A 17,799-nucleotide genomic window follows, 5' to 3' on the forward strand; every position below is an offset into this window, starting at 1 on the left:
GGCAGCTCTCCTTCAGAACAAGTGGCTCAACCGTCCACGCAGGCGATCTCGAAGCGACAACGGCATGTTGTGAAGTTGTTCCTTGAGCTTGGACAGCTGGATTTCCACACCGGCATACTTTCCTTCGATCTCCGCCAATTCCGCCTCCATCTCTCGCCGACGCTGGTCTGTCACGGCGCAGTGTTGAATCAACTCGTCACGCGATTGCCTCAGCTTGTTCAACTCATTGACGAGGTTGTCCCGTTCGCGATTGACCGCCTCCAGCTGACCCTGGCTCTGGCCCATTGATCGTTCCAGATCACCAACCCGGTTCCGCATCCATTCGTGCTCATCCCAGATGCGCTCGGCCTCACTCCGCCAGGACCGCTCCGCAGCCAGGCGATTTTCCAGCAACGCATAGCTACCCTGCAGTTCGATCTGCGACTTCTGCAGCTCCCCGTGCTGACCTTTCAGGTCCGTGTAGCAACGATCCAAATCGGCATGGCCCGCTTCCAGCGATCCATATTCGCGTTTCAGTTGCTCATGACGCGCCACAACGCCTGCATGTTCACGCTGGAGGTCGCCGTGTGTTGCGCGCAGACCCTTGCACTGCTCATCCAGCTGCGAACACCGAATGTGGAGCTCGGCGTGAGTCTTGGCCAATGCAGCGAGCTTTTCCTCCAGTTCTCCATTGCGCTCCTTCAATTCAGCTTGCTCACCTTGAAGGTCGGAATTCCGCTGCTGCAGATCCCTGCATTCTTTCTCCAACTCCAGGCAGCGATCTTGACGATCACCATTGGCATCTACGAACGCACGATGGTCCTCCTCCAGCTGCCTGTTGTGGTCTTTCAGAGCGGCAAGCTCGTCCTGCAGTGCGCGATGGTCCAGTTCCAATGCCCCACAGCGCGTCTCCAATTCGACGCACCGGTCCCCTCGTTCCACATAGCCTTTTTCAAGCTGCTCATATCGACTACCAGCCTGCCTGATCTCTTCATGCAACCGGGAAAGCTCAAGCTCCGCACGGGTCGCACGAGCGTCCAAACTGGCTTGCTGAGTCCAGGCAGCGGGCATGCGTACCGGGCTGTGCCGCGATTCATCCACATCCATCGATGCAGCGAGTGCGGGCAATTGCACCCGCTTTGACGCGTCAAGATATTGCAAATGGCGTTGATGGCACTCGCCAAGGGTCCTCGGCGCCGCGAGTCGCCACCGATAATAGTCCCGATCAAACAGCGCTTCGGCGGGAACAAGGTAGGCCAGGAAGAAAGCGTTCATCCACAAGGTACGATCGGCTGGGGCGATCAATTCGCCATCTGGCCCACCCTGCCCCAGGCGGACTACCGGACTGTCACCTTTTGCCTCAAACGGAACGCCCCAGAGCGCCGCCTCGGCCAGCACGCTCGAATTTATCGCCAGCAATCGGTCGATTTTGCCGAGAAACTCCAGAGAGTCACTCGAGCTGTCAGTAACGCCGAGTCCGCCGTGATACACAAAGCGTGCATGCGGATGCGGACGAATCAGGACTTGGTCCGGTGGACACCTGGTTATGGCGTCGTAGATCAGACGCAGTTCATTCCAACCCTGATTGAACGCAATGCAATTGGAGTCATCCTGGACCTGCAGCGCCACGCCGATCCGAAAACGTTCGGAAGAACCAATAAAGTCCTGTGCACGCGGCACATCTCGCACAAGCAGGCCTCGCAGCGCATCAGGCTCCAGCAATTCGGCACCGCGCATCTGCTCGCTCAGCCAATGACTATCGACCCAACGAGACGCACTGGTATTGCCATTGACCCCTTCGAAATCAAAGTATGCAGTGTTGTGATACAACGGAAGGCGCAAAGGACCCAGCTCATTGTGGATCACGGGCACACCTCGCGCTTCGGCCACGCGACCAAGCGAAGGGCAATTGCACCAACTCAGAAATGCCTCCACCTCGCCACCTGCGCCCCCGCGAAGTTTGGACAAGCCATCCTCAATGCACTCAATCAGGACCTGCTGTGGTTCGCACAGCACCTCGCGAAAAACGTCAAGATGGCTGCGATCATGGTCGTAAAGACTGTCCAGACGCGCGGAATCAAGGCTTACTTTCTGATAGCTGGCAAACTCCTCCTTGTCTGGGCAACGAAAACGAAAGCCACTGATCTGCAGCGTCTCACCAAAGGGGACAACCGATTCGTCGAAGTACTGTTCGTCACCAAGGAAAACGATTTCGTCTGGCCGGAAACGGGACATCTGCGCCAACATCACCCAGTGATATAGCGGGCCAGCGCCACGATCGATTTTCGGAAGTAGAAATGAGACGAACATCAGTCGACCAGTCCGAGTTCCAACATCCGTGTCGTGGAGGGAGAATGAATCAGGCGGCCGCCGTAGTCACCCCATGTAACGGGATTCCCGCGGATCTCCAGCACTGCGGCATTGAAGCAGCGATCATAGAAATAGCCACTGGCTGCATCGGGCTTGATACCGGTGTGCAAGGAGTAATAGCCGCGTGCAAGCGGCAGGTCCACGTCGATCTCCCAGATATAGCGACCATCCGCGCGTAGCGCCGGCAGTCGCTGCCGATAGAAATTCGAGTTGAAGGCAATCAAGTCAATGCCATTGGCGTCACGCAACAGGATGCCAATCGTCGCGCCCTCGGGAATATCTTCAAAGGCATGCAATTCTGCGCGAATTCGAACCGGGCCACCTTGCTCCAAGGACAAGATCGCCTGGTCCTGGTGGTCAAACACACGCATGCCGACGAAGCGAACTTCGCCGGACCCGGACCGTTGCGACAGGCGCGATTCGAAGTCATGGTCAGCAAGCGAGTTTTCCTCTCCGATCCGCTGTAGTTCGATGGGATGGTCGCCTCCTTCCATGCGTGCTACCGCCACCGCCTGCTCCCAGTCGCGCCGCGAGTAGCTGGTCAGAGAATTCTGGTACTGATCGCAAACTTCGTCCGCTGGCCCGTCTGCGATCATCCGACCATGATCAAGATAGATCGCGCGACCACACAGACTCTTGACTGAATTCAATCCGTGAGAAACGAAAAACAGGGTCACACCCCTGCTGAGGATTTCGCGAATCTTGTTGATGCACTTCTGCTGAAAAAAGATGTCCCCGACGCTCAGCGCCTCGTCTACAATGAGAATGTCCGGGTCGACGTGTACCTGCAGAGCAAACGCAAGCCGTACCAACATGCCGCTCGAGTACGTCCTTACCGGATGGTCAATGAATTCGCCGATGTCAGCAAAGTCGACGATGGTCTTGAACTTGCGCTGGACTTCTACACGCGACATGCCCAGAACCGCACCCGTCAAGAACACGTTCTCGCGCCCCGTGAAGTCAGGATTGAAACCGGCACCAAGCTCGAGAAGCGCCGACACGCGCCCTTGAACCCTGACTTTCCCGTCGGTGGGCTGAAGCGTTCCAGTAAGAATCTGTAGCAGCGTGCTCTTGCCAGCGCCATTACGCCCAATCACCCCTACTGACTCGCCGGCGCGCACTTCGAAGTTTATGTCGTGCAGCGCCTGGTAGCCCGTTTCCTGTCGTGCCGGAGGAGCACTTCGCCCCAACAACGACCATTGGTGGGTATGTGAAAAATAGTAGCGTTTGCTCAATCCCTTGACGGAGATGATGGCGTCAGATGGCATCGGCAAACTTCTCCCGGTTACCCATGAACGAAATCAACCCCAACCAGGCGACGCCAATGGAAACAAGCGTCCCTATACCCATTACGCGAAATTCCGGCGCCTTTCCGGCAATCATCACCCTGCGCGCCTGCTCGAACACATAGGTAAGCGGATTGAGATCCATCACGATGTGGAATTTCGCCGGCAGCGTTTCAACGGAATAGAAAAGTGGAGACAGAAACATAAGCAATAGCAGCAACACAGGCACAATGTGTTCGGTATCTGGATGAAACACGCTGTAACCGGCCAGTAACCAGCCGCAACCTAATGAAAACAGAAACACAGGCACGAAGATTACCGGAACCCACAGTGTGGTCAGCGGGACGGAACCATGGATGATCAAGCTGAAGACAATCCAGACCAGCATGCTGAAACCAGCATGGACGGCGCCTGCCAACGCCACCGACCAATTCAATGTTTCCAAAGGGAATACCATTTTCTTTACAAATGAGATGTTGCCATTTATCAACCCGGTGGATCGGGAAATCACCTCAGCGAAGAAGTTGTAGAAGATCAAACCCGAGAAAAGCACCAGTGCGAACTCGCTACTGTTGCCGGCACCGCCCCAACGAGCCTTCAGGAACACGCCAAATACCAACGTGTAGCCAAGCAGCAACAACAGGGGTTGCCCCAGTATCCACAGGAGGCCGAATCTTGATCGACGGTACCTGCCGTATATTTCCTTCTGCACGAGTTGCTGAAGCAAATAGCGATGATGCCGCAACGGCCTGAATATCTGCCAAGGCATCGGCAATGACCAGCTTGATCGACGACTTGGTGGCGGAATTTGAGAAAGATCAGGCAAGTGCTTGCTCCAATTCAGCTTTCAGGTCTTCGATGTCTTCGACGCCGACAGAGAGCCGCACCAATCCATCACTAATTCCCAGTCGTCGCCGGATGGCCACTGGCACCGAGGCGTGGGTCATGATGGCGGGGTGCTCGATCAGGCTCTCGACGCCGCCGAGCGACTCGGCCAGCGCGAACAGCTCGCAGCGCTCCAGCATGCGCCGTGCCTTCTTCAGGCCGCCCTTCACCTCGATCGTGACGATGCCGCCAAAGCCATGCATCTGGCGCTTGGCCAGCGCGTGCTGCGGATGGCTTTTCAGGCCGGGGTAGATCACCCGCTCAATCGCCGGGTGCTTCTGCAGCCAGGTGGCAAGTTCCAGTGCGCTGGCGCAGTGCTCGCGCATGCGCAGGTGCAGCGTCTTCAGGCCGCGCATGGCGAGGAAGGCATCGAACGGGCCAGCCACTGCGCCGACCGAGTTCTGCAGGAAGGCCATCTGGGTGGCCAGTTCCTTGCTGCCGGCCACGACAATGCCGCCAACCATGTCGGAGTGGCCGTTGATGTACTTGGTGGCCGAATGCAGCACCAGGTCGGCGCCGTATTCCAGCGGCCGCTGCACCATCGGCGAGCAGAAGGTGTTGTCCACCACCAGGATCAGGCCGTGCTTCTTTGCGAACGCGGCGACCTTGGCCAGGTCGACCAGCTTCAGCATTGGATTGGTCGGGGTTTCGGCCCAGATCATGCGGGTGTTGGGCTTGAGCGCCGCTTTCAGCGCGGCCGTGTCGTTCAGGTCGACGAAGCTGAAATCCAGCCCGGCCGAACGCCGGCGCACCCGCTCGAACAGGCGATAGGTGCCGCCGTAGAGGTCGTCCATCGCGATCACGTGGCTGCCGGAGTCGAGCAGATCCAGCACGGTTGCCGCCGCCGCCAGGCCGGAGGCGAAGGCGAAACCGGCCACGCCGCCTTCCAGATCCGCCACGCAACGCTCGTAGGCCATGCGCGTGGGGTTCTGCGTGCGCGAGTATTCGTAGCCCTTGTGCTTGCCCGGGCTTTCCTGCACGTAGGTGGAAGTGGCGTAGATCGGCGTCATGATGGCGCCGGTGCTGGGATCGGGATGCTGGCCAGCGTGGATCGCGCGTGTTCCGAGTCCGTGGGGGGTAACAGGCGTCATCTTGGGCATGGCAGGCATCGCAGGCAGGGCAGCGCCGGCGAAGGCCGGTGCCGCGTGAGGGATCGCGTATTGTACCTGCGCGGCCGCGCTTTGCCTTAACGTTGGCCGGCCTGCCGCCGCGCGGCATGTCGGCGGGCACGGTCGCCATGACACAATAGACGCTTCCTCACCAAGGGAATGCGTGATTCATGAAAACCCTGCTCGTCACCGGAGGCGCCGGTTTCATCGGTGCGAATTTCGTGCTGCAGGCGGTGGCCGACGGCTTGCGCGTGGTCAATCTGGACAAGCTCACCTACGCCGGCAACCCGGATACGCTGGCCTCGCTGCAGGGCAATGACCGCCACCTGTTCGTGCACGGCGACATCGGCGACCGCGCGCTGGTGGCCAGGCTGCTGGTCGAACACCGGCCCGACGCGATCATCAATTTTGCCGCCGAGTCGCACGTGGACCGTTCCATCGACGGCCCCGCCGAATTCGTGCAGACCAATGTGGTCGGCACGCTGGGCTTGCTCGAGTGCGCACGCGACTACTGGCGCTCGCTCGAAGGCGCGGCGCGCGAGGCGTTTCGCGTCCTGCACGTATCCACCGACGAGGTGTACGGCTCGCTGGGCGCCGAGGGCAAGTTCACCGAAACCACGCCGTACGCGCCGAACTCGCCGTACTCCGCCTCGAAGGCTGCCTCAGACCACCTGGTACGCGCGTTCCACCACACCTACGGGCTGCCGGTGCTGACCACCAACTGCTCGAACAACTACGGGCCGTACCAGTTCCCGGAGAAGCTCATCCCGCTGGTGATCCAGAAGGCGCTGGCCGGCGAGCCCCTGCCGGTCTACGGCGACGGCAGGAACATCCGCGACTGGCTGTTCGTGGGGGACCACTGCAGCGCGATCCGGCGCGTGCTTGAGGCGGGCCGGGTAGGCGAAACCTACAACGTGGGCGGCAATGCCGAGCGCGAAAACATCGCCGTGGTGAAGACGATCTGCGCCCTGCTCGATGCGCGCCGGCCACTGGCCGACGGTCGCGCGCGCGAGTCGCTGATCACCTACGTCAAGGACCGTCCCGGCCACGACCGCCGTTACGCGATCGACTCCAGCAAGTTGCAGGGCGAACTGGGCTGGAAACCGTCGCAGACCTTCGAAAGCGGCATCGCGCAAACGGTCGACTGGTATCTCTCGCATCAGCCATGGGTACAGCGCGTGCTCGACGGCAGCTACCGGATGGAGCGTCTCGGCTCATGAGCAACTCGCAGAAAGGCATCATCCTCGCCGGCGGCTCCGGCACCCGGCTGCACCCGATCACCCGCGCCGTGAGCAAGCAACTGCTGCCGGTGTACGACAAGCCGATGATCTACTACCCGCTGGCCACGTTGATGCTGGCCGGCATCCGCGAGGTGTTGATCATCAATACGCCGCACGAGCAGGAGATGTTCCAGCGCCTGCTCGGTGACGGTTCACAGTGGGGACTGGACATCCGCTACGCGGTGCAGCCCTCGCCGGACGGCTTGGCGCAGGCGTTCACCATCGGCCGCGACTTCATCGACGGCAAGCCGAGCTGCCTGGTGCTGGGCGACAACATCTTCTACGGCCACGGCTTCACCGAGCGCCTGAAGCGTGCCGCCGCGCGCGAGCACGGCGCCACGGTGTTCGGTTACTGGGTTAAAGACCCCGAGCGCTATGGCGTGGCCGAGTTCGACACCACCGGCAAGGTCGTGGGCCTGGAAGAGAAGCCTGCCCAGCCGAAATCGCATTACGCGGTGACCGGCCTGTACTTCTACGACGCGCGGGTGTGCGACTACGCCGCCGCGCTGAAACCCTCACCGCGCGGCGAACTGGAGATCACCGATCTCAACCGCTGCTACCTCGAGGACGGCTCGCTGCACCTGGAGCAGCTGGGCCGCGGCTTCGCCTGGCTGGACACCGGCACGCATGAGTCGCTGATGGAGGCGGGCAACTACATCGAGACGATCGAGAACCGGCAGGGCCTCAAGGTGTGCTGTCCAGAGGAAATCGCCTACCTTAACGGCTGGATCAATGCCGAGCAGTTGCTGGCGCTGGCCGCGCCGCTGGCCAAGACCGGCTACGGACAGTACCTGCAGCAATTGACTCGGCAAGCGTCCATACGATGAAAGTGATCGAGACGGCCTTGCCCGGCGCACTGATCCTGGAACCCCAGGTATTCGGCGACGCCCGCGGCTTCTTCTACGAGAGCTACAACAAGGCCCGCTGGGCAGACGCCGGCATCGACGTCGATTTCGTGCAATCCAACGTATCGCGCTCGGCACGCGGCGTATTGCGCGGCCTGCACTACCAATGGCCAAACCCGCAAGCCAAGCTGGTCAGTGTGCTCGAGGGCGAGGTCTACGACGTGGCGGTGGACATCCGCCGCGGCTCGCCCACGTTCGGACAATCGGTCGGCGTGATGCTCACCGCCGACAACCACCGCCACTTCTGGATACCGGAAGGTTTCGCGCACGGCTTCTGCGTGGTCTCCGACTTCGCCACATTCACCTATCAGTGCACCGCGCTGTACGACCCGAAGGCCGACGCCGGCATCCGTTGGAACGATGCGGCGCTGGCCATCGACTGGCCGGTCAGCGCGCCCTTGCTGTCGGACAAGGACGGCAAGACGCCGCTGCTTGCCGATGTGCCGCCGGAGCGGTTGCCGGTCTACGTGTCATGAAGATTCTGCTGCTCGGCGCCAACGGCCAGTTGGGCCGTACGTTCCTCGATCAAGGCGGTTTGGCCGCGCGCGGCGAGCTGGCCGCGGCATGCCGTGATGGCGTGTTGACGACCGGCGGCCTCGGCAAGATCGCCGACCTGTCGGACCCCGCATCGCTCCCCGCCGTGCTCGACCGCCTGCGCCCTGACGTCATCGTCAACGCCGCGGCCTATACCGCGGTGGATCGTGCCGAACAGGAAGAAGCGCTGGCCACTCGCGTCAACGGCGAGGCGGTCGGCGTGCTCGGCAGCTGGGCGGCAGCGCATGGTGCGCTGGTGATCCACTACTCCACCGACTACGTGTTCGACGGCCACCAGTCGCAACCCTACGCCGTCGACGCGCCCGCCGGCCCGCTCGGCGCCTACGGCCGCAGCAAGCTGGCGGGCGAACGGGCGTTGCAGGAAAGCGGTGCCGACCATTTCATCTTCCGCACCGCGTGGGTCTACGCGGCGCACGGGCACAATTTCCTGCGCACCATGCTGCGCCTCGGAGCCGAGCGCGACGAGCTGCGCGTGGTTGCCGACCAGCACGGCGCACCGACCGATACCGGGCTGATCGTCGACGGCACGCTCGCCGCGCTGGATCGCTGGATGACGTCGGATCGCGCGGCACGTGAATCGCTCATCGGCACGCATCATCTGGTCGCCAGCGGCGCGACGACATGGCACGGTTTCGCCAGTGCAATCTTCGACGCAGCGCGAGTACGCGGGCTGCTTCCAAATCCGCCGCGCGTAGTGGCGATCGCCACCACCGACTACCCGACGCCGGCGGTGCGTCCGGCGTGGTCGTTGCTGGACAACACCGATTTTCAGCGGCGGTTTGCCTCGCCGCTGCCAGACTGGCGCGACGGCATGCTCCGGGTGATGGATCAGCTCGGCAGCAAGTTCGACGGTCCCCGGTCGCCGTAATCCGATTGCTGTCGCGCGTTGTCGCGTAGGGCGGACATTGTCCGCCGCTTTCGCGCAGGCCCGCGAAGGCCTGCCGGCGGGCAGTGTCCGCCCTACGCGGCGGGAACGTTGCGGCATAATGAGCAATCCGCACAGCTCTCCCTGCGTAGGAGCGCATCCTGTGCGCGACGCTTTTCGTGACGTGATGAAGATACATCGCGCACAGGGTGCGCTCCTACACGTAACATCCGGCCAGGAACGTCGAACTCATGTTGATTCCCCTGATCCTCAGCGGCGGCAGCGGCACCCGGTTGTGGCCGGTATCGCGGAAGAACCTGCCCAAGCAGTTCCTCGAACTGGCCGGCAAGGGCACGTTGTTCCAGCAGACCGTCGCGCGCACCCGCGCGCTGCCGGAGGTGGCCGCGCCGATCGTGGTGGCCAGCGAGGATCACCGCTTTCTCGCCGCCGACCAGTTGCTGGAAGCAGGCATCGAAGGCGCCACGATCATGCTGGAACCGCTGGCACGGAACACCGCGCCGGCGATCGCGCTGGGCGCGCTGCAGGCACTGCAGCACGATCCCGACGCATTGCTGCTGGTGCTGCCGGCCGATCACCTGATCGGCGACACCGCCGCATTCACCGCTGCGGTGGCGCAGGCAATGCCATTGGCGAAGGACGGCTGGCTGGCCACGTTCGGCATCCGCCCGGATCGCCCGGAGACCGGCTTCGGCTACATCCGCCGTGCCGAGGCGATCGACGGGCATGGTTTCCGCGTCGGGCAGTTCGTCGAAAAGCCCAGTCTCGCCAAGGCCGAGTCCTACCTCGCCGACGGCGGCTACGACTGGAACTCGGGCATGTTCCTGTTCAGGGCGTCACGCTATCTGGAGGAGCTGGCCGCACACGCGCCGGCGATGCTGGAGGCCGTGCGCGCAGCACATGCCAAGGCCACGGCCGATCTCGACTTCGTGCGCATCGATCGCGACGCGTTCGCACAGGTGCCGGACAATTCGATCGACTACGCGGTGATGGAAAAGACCGCGCGCGCCGCGGTGGTACCGGTCAGCTGCGGATGGAGCGACATCGGCTCGTGGTCGGCGCTGTGGCTCACCGGCGACAAGGACGCCGCGGGCAACCTGCGCGAGGGCGACACGCTGACCGTGGACACGCGCAACTCGCTGCTCCGCTCGCACGATCGCCACTTGCTTGCCACCGTCGGTGTCGACGACCTGATCGTGGTGACCACGCCGGACGCCACCCTGGTGGCGCACCGTGACGCCGCACAGGACGTGAAGAAGATCGTCGAACAGCTCAAGGCCGCCGGCCGCAGCGAGCATTCGCTGCATCGCGTGGTGCATCGCCCGTGGGGCAATTACGACTCGCTGGAGGCGGGCGAACGCTTCCAGGTCAAGCGCATCCAGGTCAAGCCCGGCGCCTCGCTGAGCCTGCAGAAGCACCACCATCGCGCCGAACACTGGATCGTGGTCTCCGGCACTGCCGAGGTCACCTGCGACGACAAGGTGTTCCTGCTCGGCGAAAACCAGAGCACCTACATTCCGCTGGGCAGCAAGCACCGTCTGCGCAATCCGGGCAAGGTGACGCTGGAACTGATCGAGGTGCAATCCGGCAGTTATCTCGGCGAAGACGACATCGTGCGCTACGACGACGTCTACGGCCGGGCGTGAGGGCACCCAGGACTCTGCAGGATCGCGCCTTGTGCGCGATGCTCCTCGTCACGTGCGCAAAGGCAACGCGCACAAAGTGCGCCCCTATGTCTCTGCGACGTGGAAGTGCCGCTTGAACGGGACGCCGGCGGCAACAGGTTCTTCCAGTTCGCGCGCGTAGCGGTGGCCGGCGTAGACCGCATGGGCGATCAGGCCGGGGGCCTCGGCGTCGCCGATGCAGCGCAGCGAGTGCAACCCGGCGGTGGGCCATTCCGCTTCGCGTTCCCGCAGTTGCTGGTACAGCGCATCGTCCGGCAGGCGGGCGGTCACGGTGACGATGGCGTCGCAGGCCAGGTCGCGGCACTGGTGGTCCCACACGTTTTCGACGCTGAGCGTGCAGCCGGCGTAGCCGACGATGTCGTGCGACACGATCGCCTCGATGCCGAGTTTGGCCATCCGTTTGCGGATATGCCGGTAGTCCAGCGTGTGCTGGCTCCACGGCGCGACGCTGTCTTCCGGCGTCAGATACGTCACCTCGCAACCGCGCAGGCGCAAGGTTTCGGCGGCGATGCCCGCGTAGTAGAAACCGTCGTCGTCGAACACCACCACACGGCCCTCGGGCAGACGGCCGTCCATCAGGTCGTCGGGCGTGAACACGCGCGGGTTGTCGGGGAAGCCGTCGATGACCGCGCCGTGGCTGCGGCCGTAGCCGTCGCGGCGCCAGTGGCAGCCGGTGGCCAGCACCACGTGGTCGGCGCCGAAGTCGAGCACGTCTTGCGCCGTGAGTGCGGAATCGAGATAGACGGCCACATTCGCCAGCTTGCGGATCTGGCCGACGCGCCAGTCGCGCACGCGCGCCCATTCGGCCAGGCCCGGCATGCGCGATTCGCGGGTGACGCGGCCGCCGAGTTCCTTGCGCGCCTCGGCCAGGCTCACCTCGTAGCCGCGCTGGCCCAACGCACGCGCCGCTTCCAGCCCGGCAGGGCCGGCGCCGACCACCAGCACGCGCGCCGCCGAGCGTTTCGGCGCGATGCGTTCCGGGTGCCAGTCCTTGCGCCACTCCTCACCCATGGTCGGATTCTGCGTGCAGCGGATCGGCGAGATGGTCATGTCGCCGGAGACGCAGATGTTGCAGCCGATGCATTCGCGGATATCGTCGACGCGACCTTCCTCGATCTTGCGCGGCAGGAACGGGTCGGCGATCGACGGGCGCGCGCAGCCGATCAGGTCCAGCACGCCGCGCTTGAGTTGCGACACCATGGTGTCGGGGGAGGTGAAGCGGCCCACGCCCACCACCGGCTTGCTGGTGGTTTGCTTCACGAAGTCGATGAACGGCTCCTGCGCGCCCTCCGCGGCAAAGCGCGAGGGCACCGAGTCGTTGTACCAGGCGGCAAGGTTCACGTCCCACAGGTCGGGCAGCTCGGCCAGCATGGCGACGATCTCCTTCGCCTCGGCCAGTTCGACGCCGCCCGGCCCCAGCAGTTCCTCGGTGGCGAAGCGCAGCGCCACGGCGCAGGTGTCGCCGACCGCTTCCTTCGTATCCACCAGCACTTCGCGCAGCAGCCGTACGCGGTTCTCCAGCGAGCCACCGTATGCGTCGCTGCGCTGGTTGCGCCGGCGCTGCAGGAAGTGCATGGCCAGTGACAGGTCGTGCGCGGCATAGACGTAGATGATGTCCATGCCCGCGCGCCGGCCACGAATCGCCGCCTCGCGATGCCAGCGGCGGTACTCGCGGATGTCGTGTTGCGTCATCGCCCGCGCCTGGTGCGGGTAGCCGTACTTGGTCGGCTGGTGCGACGGCGCGATCAGCACCTCGCGCGAATAGAGGTTGGAGGCGGTGGGTCCGTTGTGGGTGAGTTCCAGCGCGGCCAGCGCGCCGTGCGCATGCACCTTGTCGCACATCAGCGCCAGCGCGGGGATGTCGCGGTCGTCCCACAGCCGCGCCTCGACGTACGGGGTGAGATCGCCGCTGGGGTGGATCTCGCACTCCTCGGTGGAGACCACCGCCCAGCCGCCCTCGGCCTTCACCTCGCGCATCGCCGCATGCGCCAGCGGCATCGCGTGGCCCATGCCGTTGCAATGCGGCACCTGGAAGAAGCGGTTCTTCGCGGTCACCGGACCGATCTTGAGCGGGGTGAACAGGGGGTCGTAACGCGGGTCGCGCATGGGTTCAGGCCTTGGTCGCCGCGGTCGCGCCACGACGTCGCATGAAAAAATACAGGGGCAACCCGGCCGCGATCAGGCCAAGGGCGTAGACGAACGGCGCCCCGCCGATGCCGATGAAGGCATAGACCACGTACAGCGTGGCGATCAGGGCGACCAGCAGCACGCCACGCCCGCGGCACGGCGCGGCACCACGCCGCCACAACACCGCGAGCGCCAGCGCGCAGGCCAGGTACAGCGGCAGGTTCGCTGCGGTCACCAGCAGCGTGATGAAGGTGAACGCGGCCACCAGCGAACTGCTGTAGCTCATCCACACCATCACGGAGGCAAGCACGCCGGTGACCACCAGCGCGGTCGTCGGTGCACCGTGCCGGTTGCCGCGCATGAGCAGCGACGGCAGCACGCCGTTGGCAGCCATGGTGCGGGTCAGCTGGCCGGCCAGCAGGGTCCATCCGTTCAGCGCACCGAGCCCGCTGACCACCACGAACAGTGCCAGCCAGCGGCCGGAGCCGGCCGCGCCGAACTGTTCCATCAACAACGCGAACGGCGCGCCGGCGCTGGCCAGCACGTCCTGCCGGATCAGCAGCAGCGGCACCGCGCAGACCACCAGGTAGATTGCCGCGACCACCACCGCGCCGGCCATCGTCGCGCGCGGAATCGTGCGACCGGGGTCGTCGACGCGCTCGGCCGGAATGCTGGCCGATTCGATGCCGAGCATCGCGAACAGCGCGATGGTGGAGGCCGCCATCACGCCGCCGAAGCTCACCGGCGTGGTCGGCGGATGCGCCACGTAGCTGCCCGGCGAGCTGAGCAGCACCCAGCCGCCGAGCGCGGCGATCGCCAGCATCGGCAGCAATTTCAGCGCCGTGGTGACGATCTGCACCACGCCGCCGGTGCGCACGCCGAGCAGGTTGACCAGCACGAACAGCCACACCAGCGCCAGTGCGAACGCCATCGACGGCACCTCCGCGAGGCCGGGCACCACCACGGTGAGGTAGCCGACCACGCCGGTGGCCAGCGCGGCATTGGTCAGCCACAGCGAAACCCAGTAGGCCCACATCGCCATGTAGGCTGGCAGGTCCCCGAGCGTCTCGCGCACGTAGCCGTAGGGACCGTCCGCGCCCGGCAGCGCCGCGGAAAGGTGCGCGAACACCCGCGCCAGGGTGAGACAACCGAGCAGGGTGATGCCCCAGCCGATCAGCGCGTTGAACCCGTACGGCGCCAGCGAGGACGGCAGCAGGAAGATGCCCATGCCGATCACGTTGCCGACCACCAGCGCGGTACAGGTCCAGAAGCCGATCCGCTGGCGATCGTGCATGGCGGCTAGCTGCTCCATCCCGCCACCGCCACGGCCGGCGCGCTCATGCCGACTCGCCGGCCGGTCCCGCGTATGCCGCGCGCAACAGGTTCTGGAAATGCCACACGCCGCTCTCGCGCTTCGGGTTGAGCCGGCCCGGACGGTAGGCGCCGGAAGCCAGCCCGCGCTGCACCGCTTCGCAGATGCCGATGTCCTCGTTCTGCACCTCGTCGCTGAAGCTGCGGTCGGCCTCCATGCGCGCCTGCGCCGCGGCGTCCTGCGCGTAGTAGTAGTCGAACACGATGCGGCAGCGATCCGGACCCAGCGGCAGGATGCGGTTGGTCTGCAGCCGGCCGGGCATGATGTTGAGCATCACGTTGGGGTAGACGAAGTAATAGAACGCCTCGCCGTCGCCGTAGATGTCGGTGCTGTTGCGCAATGGCGAGGACTGCAGCGAGTGCCACGCGAACAGCTCGGTGTCGTAGGCGCGATAGTCCAGCACCTTCGACAGGCCCGGATGCACGTGCGGCAGGTGGTAACCCTCGAGGAAGTTGTCGACATAGACCTTCCAGTTGCAGTCGATGTCGTAGGTGTCGCGGCGCAGGTAGCGCATCGCCGCCAGGTCGATCGGCGCGATGCGCTCGGCGATGCCGCCATAGACCTGCTCGAACGGCGGCACCTCCTCGTCCAGCGCGACGAACACCAGCCCCTGCCACTCGTGCACGCGGTACGGCGGCAGGCGGATGTCCTCCACGCGGAAATCGGCGGCGCCCTGCATTTCCGGCGCGCTGCGCAGCTGGCCGTCGAGGGTGTAGGTCCAGCCGTGGTACTTGCAGTGCAGCGCCCGCGCGCCCTTGCCGTCGCACAGCGCCAGCGGACCGGCGCGGTGGCGGCAGACATTGGGGAAGGCACGCAGCACGCCGTCCTCGCCGCGCACCAGCAGCAACGGCACGCCGGCGACCTGTTCGACCGCGTGGTCACCGGGCCCGGCCAGCTGCCCCTGCTGCGCGACCAGTTGCCAGCTGCGCGCGAACACCGCGCGCTGCTCCATCGCCAGCATCGCCTCCCCCGCGTAGTAGCGCGCGGGCAAGGCGTGCGCGCGGTCGAGCGGTTCAGCGACGGTGTCGGTGTGCATGGATTGCTGTCCCCGGTTGGATGGCCGCAAACAACCCGGCCGGCGCCGCCCGCCCGTCCCGGCAGGGGCGCCCCGCTGAGCCTAGCGCTTGTGCCGAACCGGCGGCAACCGCACTGACGCCCGGCCGGCCGGTACGATCCGGCACCCCTATCTACCGGCCGGATTCGGTTGTAGATTGCGGTGAAACCTGCGAGAAGCCGCTGCCGTCCATGCCAGGCGCCGTACTGCTGTCGCCACTTCGCCCCATCGCACCGCGTGGGCCGTTTTCGTCGCCGCGACGAGGCGACGCATGATCGCGGCGTCGGCCAGCGGCACGCTGGAACAGGCGCTGGCGCACGCGGAGCGGCTGCTGCAACGCGACCCCGCGCTGGCAGTGGAGCAGTTGGAGGAGATCCTGCAAGTGGCCGGCGCGCATCCGTTGGCGCTGCAACTGCTGGCAGCCGCGCACTTGCGCCAGGGCGATGCCCAGGCCGCGCTCGACATCCTGCTTCCGCTGGCGCCGTCGCAACCGACATGGGCGGCGCTGCAGCTCGACCTGGGCGTGGTGCTGGGCCGGCTCGGCCGCGGCGAGGAGGCGATCGCCGCGCTGCGCCGCGCGGTCGCCCTGAAACCCGACCTGCCGCAAGCCTGGCGCGAACTCGGCGACCACCTGATGGCAGCCGGCGAGCAGGACGCGGCCGACGCCGCCTACGCCCGGCACGTGCTGCATTCCACCCACGACCCGCGCCTGATGGGCGCCGCTGTGGCGCTCGCCGAAGGCCGCATCCCGCAGGCCGAGGCGCTGCTGCGCGAGCATCTCAAACAGGCGCCCACCGACGTCGCGGCGATCCGCATGTTCGCCGAAGTCGCCGCCCGCGTGGGCCGCAACGAGGATGCGCTGAACCTGCTCGCACGCTGCCTCGAACTGGCCCCCGGTTTCGACGCCGCACGTCAGCACTACGCCATGGTCCTGCATCGCAGCAACCAGCCCGAGCAGGCACTGGCGCAGATCGAACACCTGCTGGCGAACGACCCGCAGCACCCGGCCTACCGCAACCTCAAGGCGGTGGTGTTGTGCCGCATCGGCGATTACGAGCCGGCCATCGCGATCTACGCCGACCTGGTGCAGCGCTACCCCGACAACCCGCGCCTGTGGATGAGCTACGGCCACGCGCTGAAGACCGCCGGCTTCGGCGACCGCGCGATCGCCGCCTACCGGCACAGCGTGGAACGCCTGCCCTCCTTCGGCGAAGTCTGGTGGAGCCTGGCCAACCTCAAGACCTTCCGCTTCAGCGCGGCCGACCTCGCCACGATGAGCGACCAGCTGGCGCGCAGCGACCTGTCGGACGAGGACCGCCTGCACCTGGAGTTCGCCATGGGCAAGGCGCGCGAGGACGCCGACGCCTGCGCGGAGTCGTTCGCCCACTACGCCCGCGGCAACGCGATCCGCCGCGCGCAACTGCACTACAGCGCGGACGAGACCAGCGCACGGGTGACCCGCGCCTGCGCGCACTACACCGGCGAGTTCTTTGCCACGCGCGCGGGCATGGGTTGCCCGGCGCGCGATCCGATCTTCGTGGTCGGGCTGCCGCGCGCCGGCTCCACCCTGATCGAGCAGATCCTGTCCAGCCACAGCCAGGTCGAAGGCACGATGGAGCTGCCCGAAGTCGCCTCGATCTCCCGCAGCCTGCGCCGGCAGGGCGAGGGCGACAGCGCGACGCCCTACCACGATGCGCTGGCCGCGCTCGACGCCGACGCGCTGCGCGCGCTCGGCGAGCACTACCTCGCGCACACCCGCATCCAGCGCAAGACCGCGGCACCGCTGTTCATCGACAAGATGCCGAACAACTTCATGCACGTCGGCCTGATCCACCTCATGCTGCCGAATGCAAAGATCATCGACGCGCGCCGGCATCCGCAGGCGTGCTGCTTCTCGGCGTTCAAGCAGCACTTCGCGCGCGGGCAGAGTTTCAGCTACGACCTCGAGGATGTCGGGCGCTACTACCGCGACTATGTCCGCCTGATGGCGCACTTCGACACGGTGCTGCCCGGGCGCATCCACCGCGTGTTCTACGAGCGCATGGTGGCGGACACCGAGGGCGAGGTTCGCCGCCTGCTCGATTATTGCGGCCTGCCGTTCGAGGACGCGTGCCTGCGCTTCTTCGAGAACCCGCGGCCGGTGCACACCGCCAGTTCGGAGCAGGTGCGCCGACCGATCTATCGCGAAGGCGTGGACCACTGGCGCCGGTTTGCGCCGTGGTTGGGACCGCTGGAACGCGCCCTCGGGCCGGTGCTGCACAGCTATCCCGAGGTGCCAGGGTTCATCTGAAAGGTTGGGGGTTTGGTTG

Annotated in this window: 13 protein-coding genes; 6 read left to right on the forward strand and 7 right to left on the reverse strand. The window is 65.1% G+C overall.

All coding sequences use genetic code 11. The features are described 5' to 3' along the window. Window positions 1-12: 12 nt before the first annotated feature. Genes ACVCL3_RS07790 through ACVCL3_RS07805 form a run of 4 tightly spaced genes read right to left on the reverse strand, consistent with a single transcriptional unit; the run spans window position 13 to window position 5,620 of the window. Complete coding sequence (locus ACVCL3_RS07790; protein WP_447100916.1) at window positions 13-2,289, reverse strand: GT99 family glycosyltransferase N-terminal domain-containing protein; 2,277 nt, start codon at window positions 2,287-2,289, stop codon at window positions 13-15. After that, a complete protein-coding gene (locus tag ACVCL3_RS07795; RefSeq protein ID WP_447100917.1) occupies window positions 2,289-3,617 on the reverse strand; it encodes an ABC transporter ATP-binding protein in 1,329 nt (442 codons plus the stop codon). The genes ACVCL3_RS07790 and ACVCL3_RS07795 overlap by 1 nt, the downstream gene beginning before the upstream one ends. Next, window positions 3,607-4,461 (reverse strand): ABC transporter permease, encoded by an 855-nt coding sequence (locus ACVCL3_RS07800; protein ID WP_447100918.1) that lies wholly within the window; start codon window positions 4,459-4,461, stop codon window positions 3,607-3,609. The genes ACVCL3_RS07795 and ACVCL3_RS07800 overlap by 11 nt, the downstream gene beginning before the upstream one ends. After that, window positions 4,454-5,620, reverse strand: a complete 1,167-nt coding sequence (locus ACVCL3_RS07805) for a cystathionine gamma-synthase (RefSeq protein WP_447100919.1) — start codon at window positions 5,618-5,620, stop codon at window positions 4,454-4,456. The genes ACVCL3_RS07800 and ACVCL3_RS07805 overlap by 8 nt, the downstream gene beginning before the upstream one ends. A gap of 179 nt (window positions 5,621-5,799) precedes the next feature. Between ACVCL3_RS07805 and rfbB the strand changes: the two genes are divergently transcribed. The 5 genes from rfbB to ACVCL3_RS07830 all read left to right on the forward strand — a co-directional run bounded on the left by rfbB (window position 5,800) and on the right by ACVCL3_RS07830 (window position 10,898). Beyond that, on the forward strand, window positions 5,800-6,849 hold the full coding sequence (gene rfbB, locus ACVCL3_RS07810) for a dTDP-glucose 4,6-dehydratase (RefSeq protein ID WP_447100920.1): 1,050 nt from the start codon (window positions 5,800-5,802) through the stop codon (window positions 6,847-6,849). Further along, window positions 6,846-7,736 (forward strand): glucose-1-phosphate thymidylyltransferase RfbA, encoded by an 891-nt coding sequence (rfbA, locus tag ACVCL3_RS07815; protein ID WP_447100921.1) that lies wholly within the window; start codon window positions 6,846-6,848, stop codon window positions 7,734-7,736. Before rfbB ends, rfbA begins: the two co-directional genes overlap by 4 nt. Further along, the gene (gene rfbC / locus ACVCL3_RS07820; RefSeq protein WP_447100922.1) at window positions 7,733-8,290 is read left to right on the forward strand and encodes a dTDP-4-dehydrorhamnose 3,5-epimerase; all 558 of its coding nucleotides are present in this window, start codon (window positions 7,733-7,735) and stop codon (window positions 8,288-8,290) included. Before rfbA ends, rfbC begins: the two co-directional genes overlap by 4 nt. Next, a complete protein-coding gene (gene rfbD / locus ACVCL3_RS07825; RefSeq protein ID WP_447100923.1) occupies window positions 8,287-9,237 on the forward strand; it encodes a dTDP-4-dehydrorhamnose reductase in 951 nt (316 codons plus the stop codon). Before rfbC ends, rfbD begins: the two co-directional genes overlap by 4 nt. A gap of 248 nt (window positions 9,238-9,485) precedes the next feature. Beyond that, window positions 9,486-10,898: a mannose-1-phosphate guanylyltransferase/mannose-6-phosphate isomerase gene (locus ACVCL3_RS07830; protein ID WP_447100924.1), complete on the forward strand. Its 1,413-nt coding sequence runs from the start codon at window positions 9,486-9,488 to the stop codon at window positions 10,896-10,898. A gap of 84 nt (window positions 10,899-10,982) precedes the next feature. Here ACVCL3_RS07830 and ACVCL3_RS07835 read toward each other — a convergent pair whose 3' ends face one another. From ACVCL3_RS07835 to ACVCL3_RS07845, 3 genes are read right to left on the reverse strand one after another with little or no spacing between them, the layout of a single operon-like run. Further along, window positions 10,983-13,043 (reverse strand): oxidoreductase, encoded by a 2,061-nt coding sequence (locus tag ACVCL3_RS07835; protein ID WP_447100925.1) that lies wholly within the window; start codon window positions 13,041-13,043, stop codon window positions 10,983-10,985. Between the two features lie 4 nt (window positions 13,044-13,047). Continuing rightward, window positions 13,048-14,358, reverse strand: coding sequence for an APC family permease (locus ACVCL3_RS07840; RefSeq protein ID WP_447107249.1), 1,311 nt, complete (start codon window positions 14,356-14,358; stop codon window positions 13,048-13,050). Between the two features lie 43 nt (window positions 14,359-14,401). Further along, window positions 14,402-15,472 (reverse strand): aromatic ring-hydroxylating oxygenase subunit alpha, encoded by a 1,071-nt coding sequence (locus ACVCL3_RS07845; protein WP_395116493.1) that lies wholly within the window; start codon window positions 15,470-15,472, stop codon window positions 14,402-14,404. Between the two features lie 289 nt (window positions 15,473-15,761). On the opposite strand from ACVCL3_RS07845, the gene ACVCL3_RS07850 reads away from it, so the two are divergent. After that, window positions 15,762-17,780 (forward strand): tetratricopeptide repeat-containing sulfotransferase family protein, encoded by a 2,019-nt coding sequence (locus ACVCL3_RS07850; RefSeq protein ID WP_447100927.1) that lies wholly within the window; start codon window positions 15,762-15,764, stop codon window positions 17,778-17,780. Window positions 17,781-17,799 lie beyond the last annotated feature (19 nt).

It is taken from the genome of Rhodanobacter sp. UC4437_H4 (assembly GCF_052978425.1).

What these genes read in the sequence shown, in the direction of transcription:
- ACVCL3_RS07835 (WP_447100925.1), bottom strand. Translation starts at nt 13,043, where the DNA reads ATGCGCGACCCGCGTTACGACCCCCTGTTCACCCCGCTCAAGATCGGT.
- ACVCL3_RS07850 (WP_447100927.1), top strand. Translation starts at nt 15,762, where the DNA reads ATGATCGCGGCGTCGGCCAGCGGCACGCTGGAACAGGCGCTGGCGCAC.
- rfbC (WP_447100922.1), top strand. Translation starts at nt 7,733, where the DNA reads ATGAAAGTGATCGAGACGGCCTTGCCCGGCGCACTGATCCTGGAACCC.
- rfbB (WP_447100920.1), top strand. Translation starts at nt 5,800, where the DNA reads ATGAAAACCCTGCTCGTCACCGGAGGCGCCGGTTTCATCGGTGCGAAT.
- ACVCL3_RS07790 (WP_447100916.1), bottom strand. Translation starts at nt 2,289, where the DNA reads ATGTTCGTCTCATTTCTACTTCCGAAAATCGATCGTGGCGCTGGCCCG.
- ACVCL3_RS07845 (WP_395116493.1), bottom strand. Translation starts at nt 15,472, where the DNA reads ATGCACACCGACACCGTCGCTGAACCGCTCGACCGCGCGCACGCCTTG.
- rfbD (WP_447100923.1), top strand. Translation starts at nt 8,287, where the DNA reads ATGAAGATTCTGCTGCTCGGCGCCAACGGCCAGTTGGGCCGTACGTTC.
- ACVCL3_RS07830 (WP_447100924.1), top strand. Translation starts at nt 9,486, where the DNA reads ATGTTGATTCCCCTGATCCTCAGCGGCGGCAGCGGCACCCGGTTGTGG.
- ACVCL3_RS07795 (WP_447100917.1), bottom strand. Translation starts at nt 3,617, where the DNA reads ATGCCATCTGACGCCATCATCTCCGTCAAGGGATTGAGCAAACGCTAC.
- ACVCL3_RS07805 (WP_447100919.1), bottom strand. Translation starts at nt 5,620, where the DNA reads ATGCCCAAGATGACGCCTGTTACCCCCCACGGACTCGGAACACGCGCG.
- ACVCL3_RS07840 (WP_447107249.1), bottom strand. Translation starts at nt 14,358, where the DNA reads ATGCACGATCGCCAGCGGATCGGCTTCTGGACCTGTACCGCGCTGGTG.
- rfbA (WP_447100921.1), top strand. Translation starts at nt 6,846, where the DNA reads ATGAGCAACTCGCAGAAAGGCATCATCCTCGCCGGCGGCTCCGGCACC.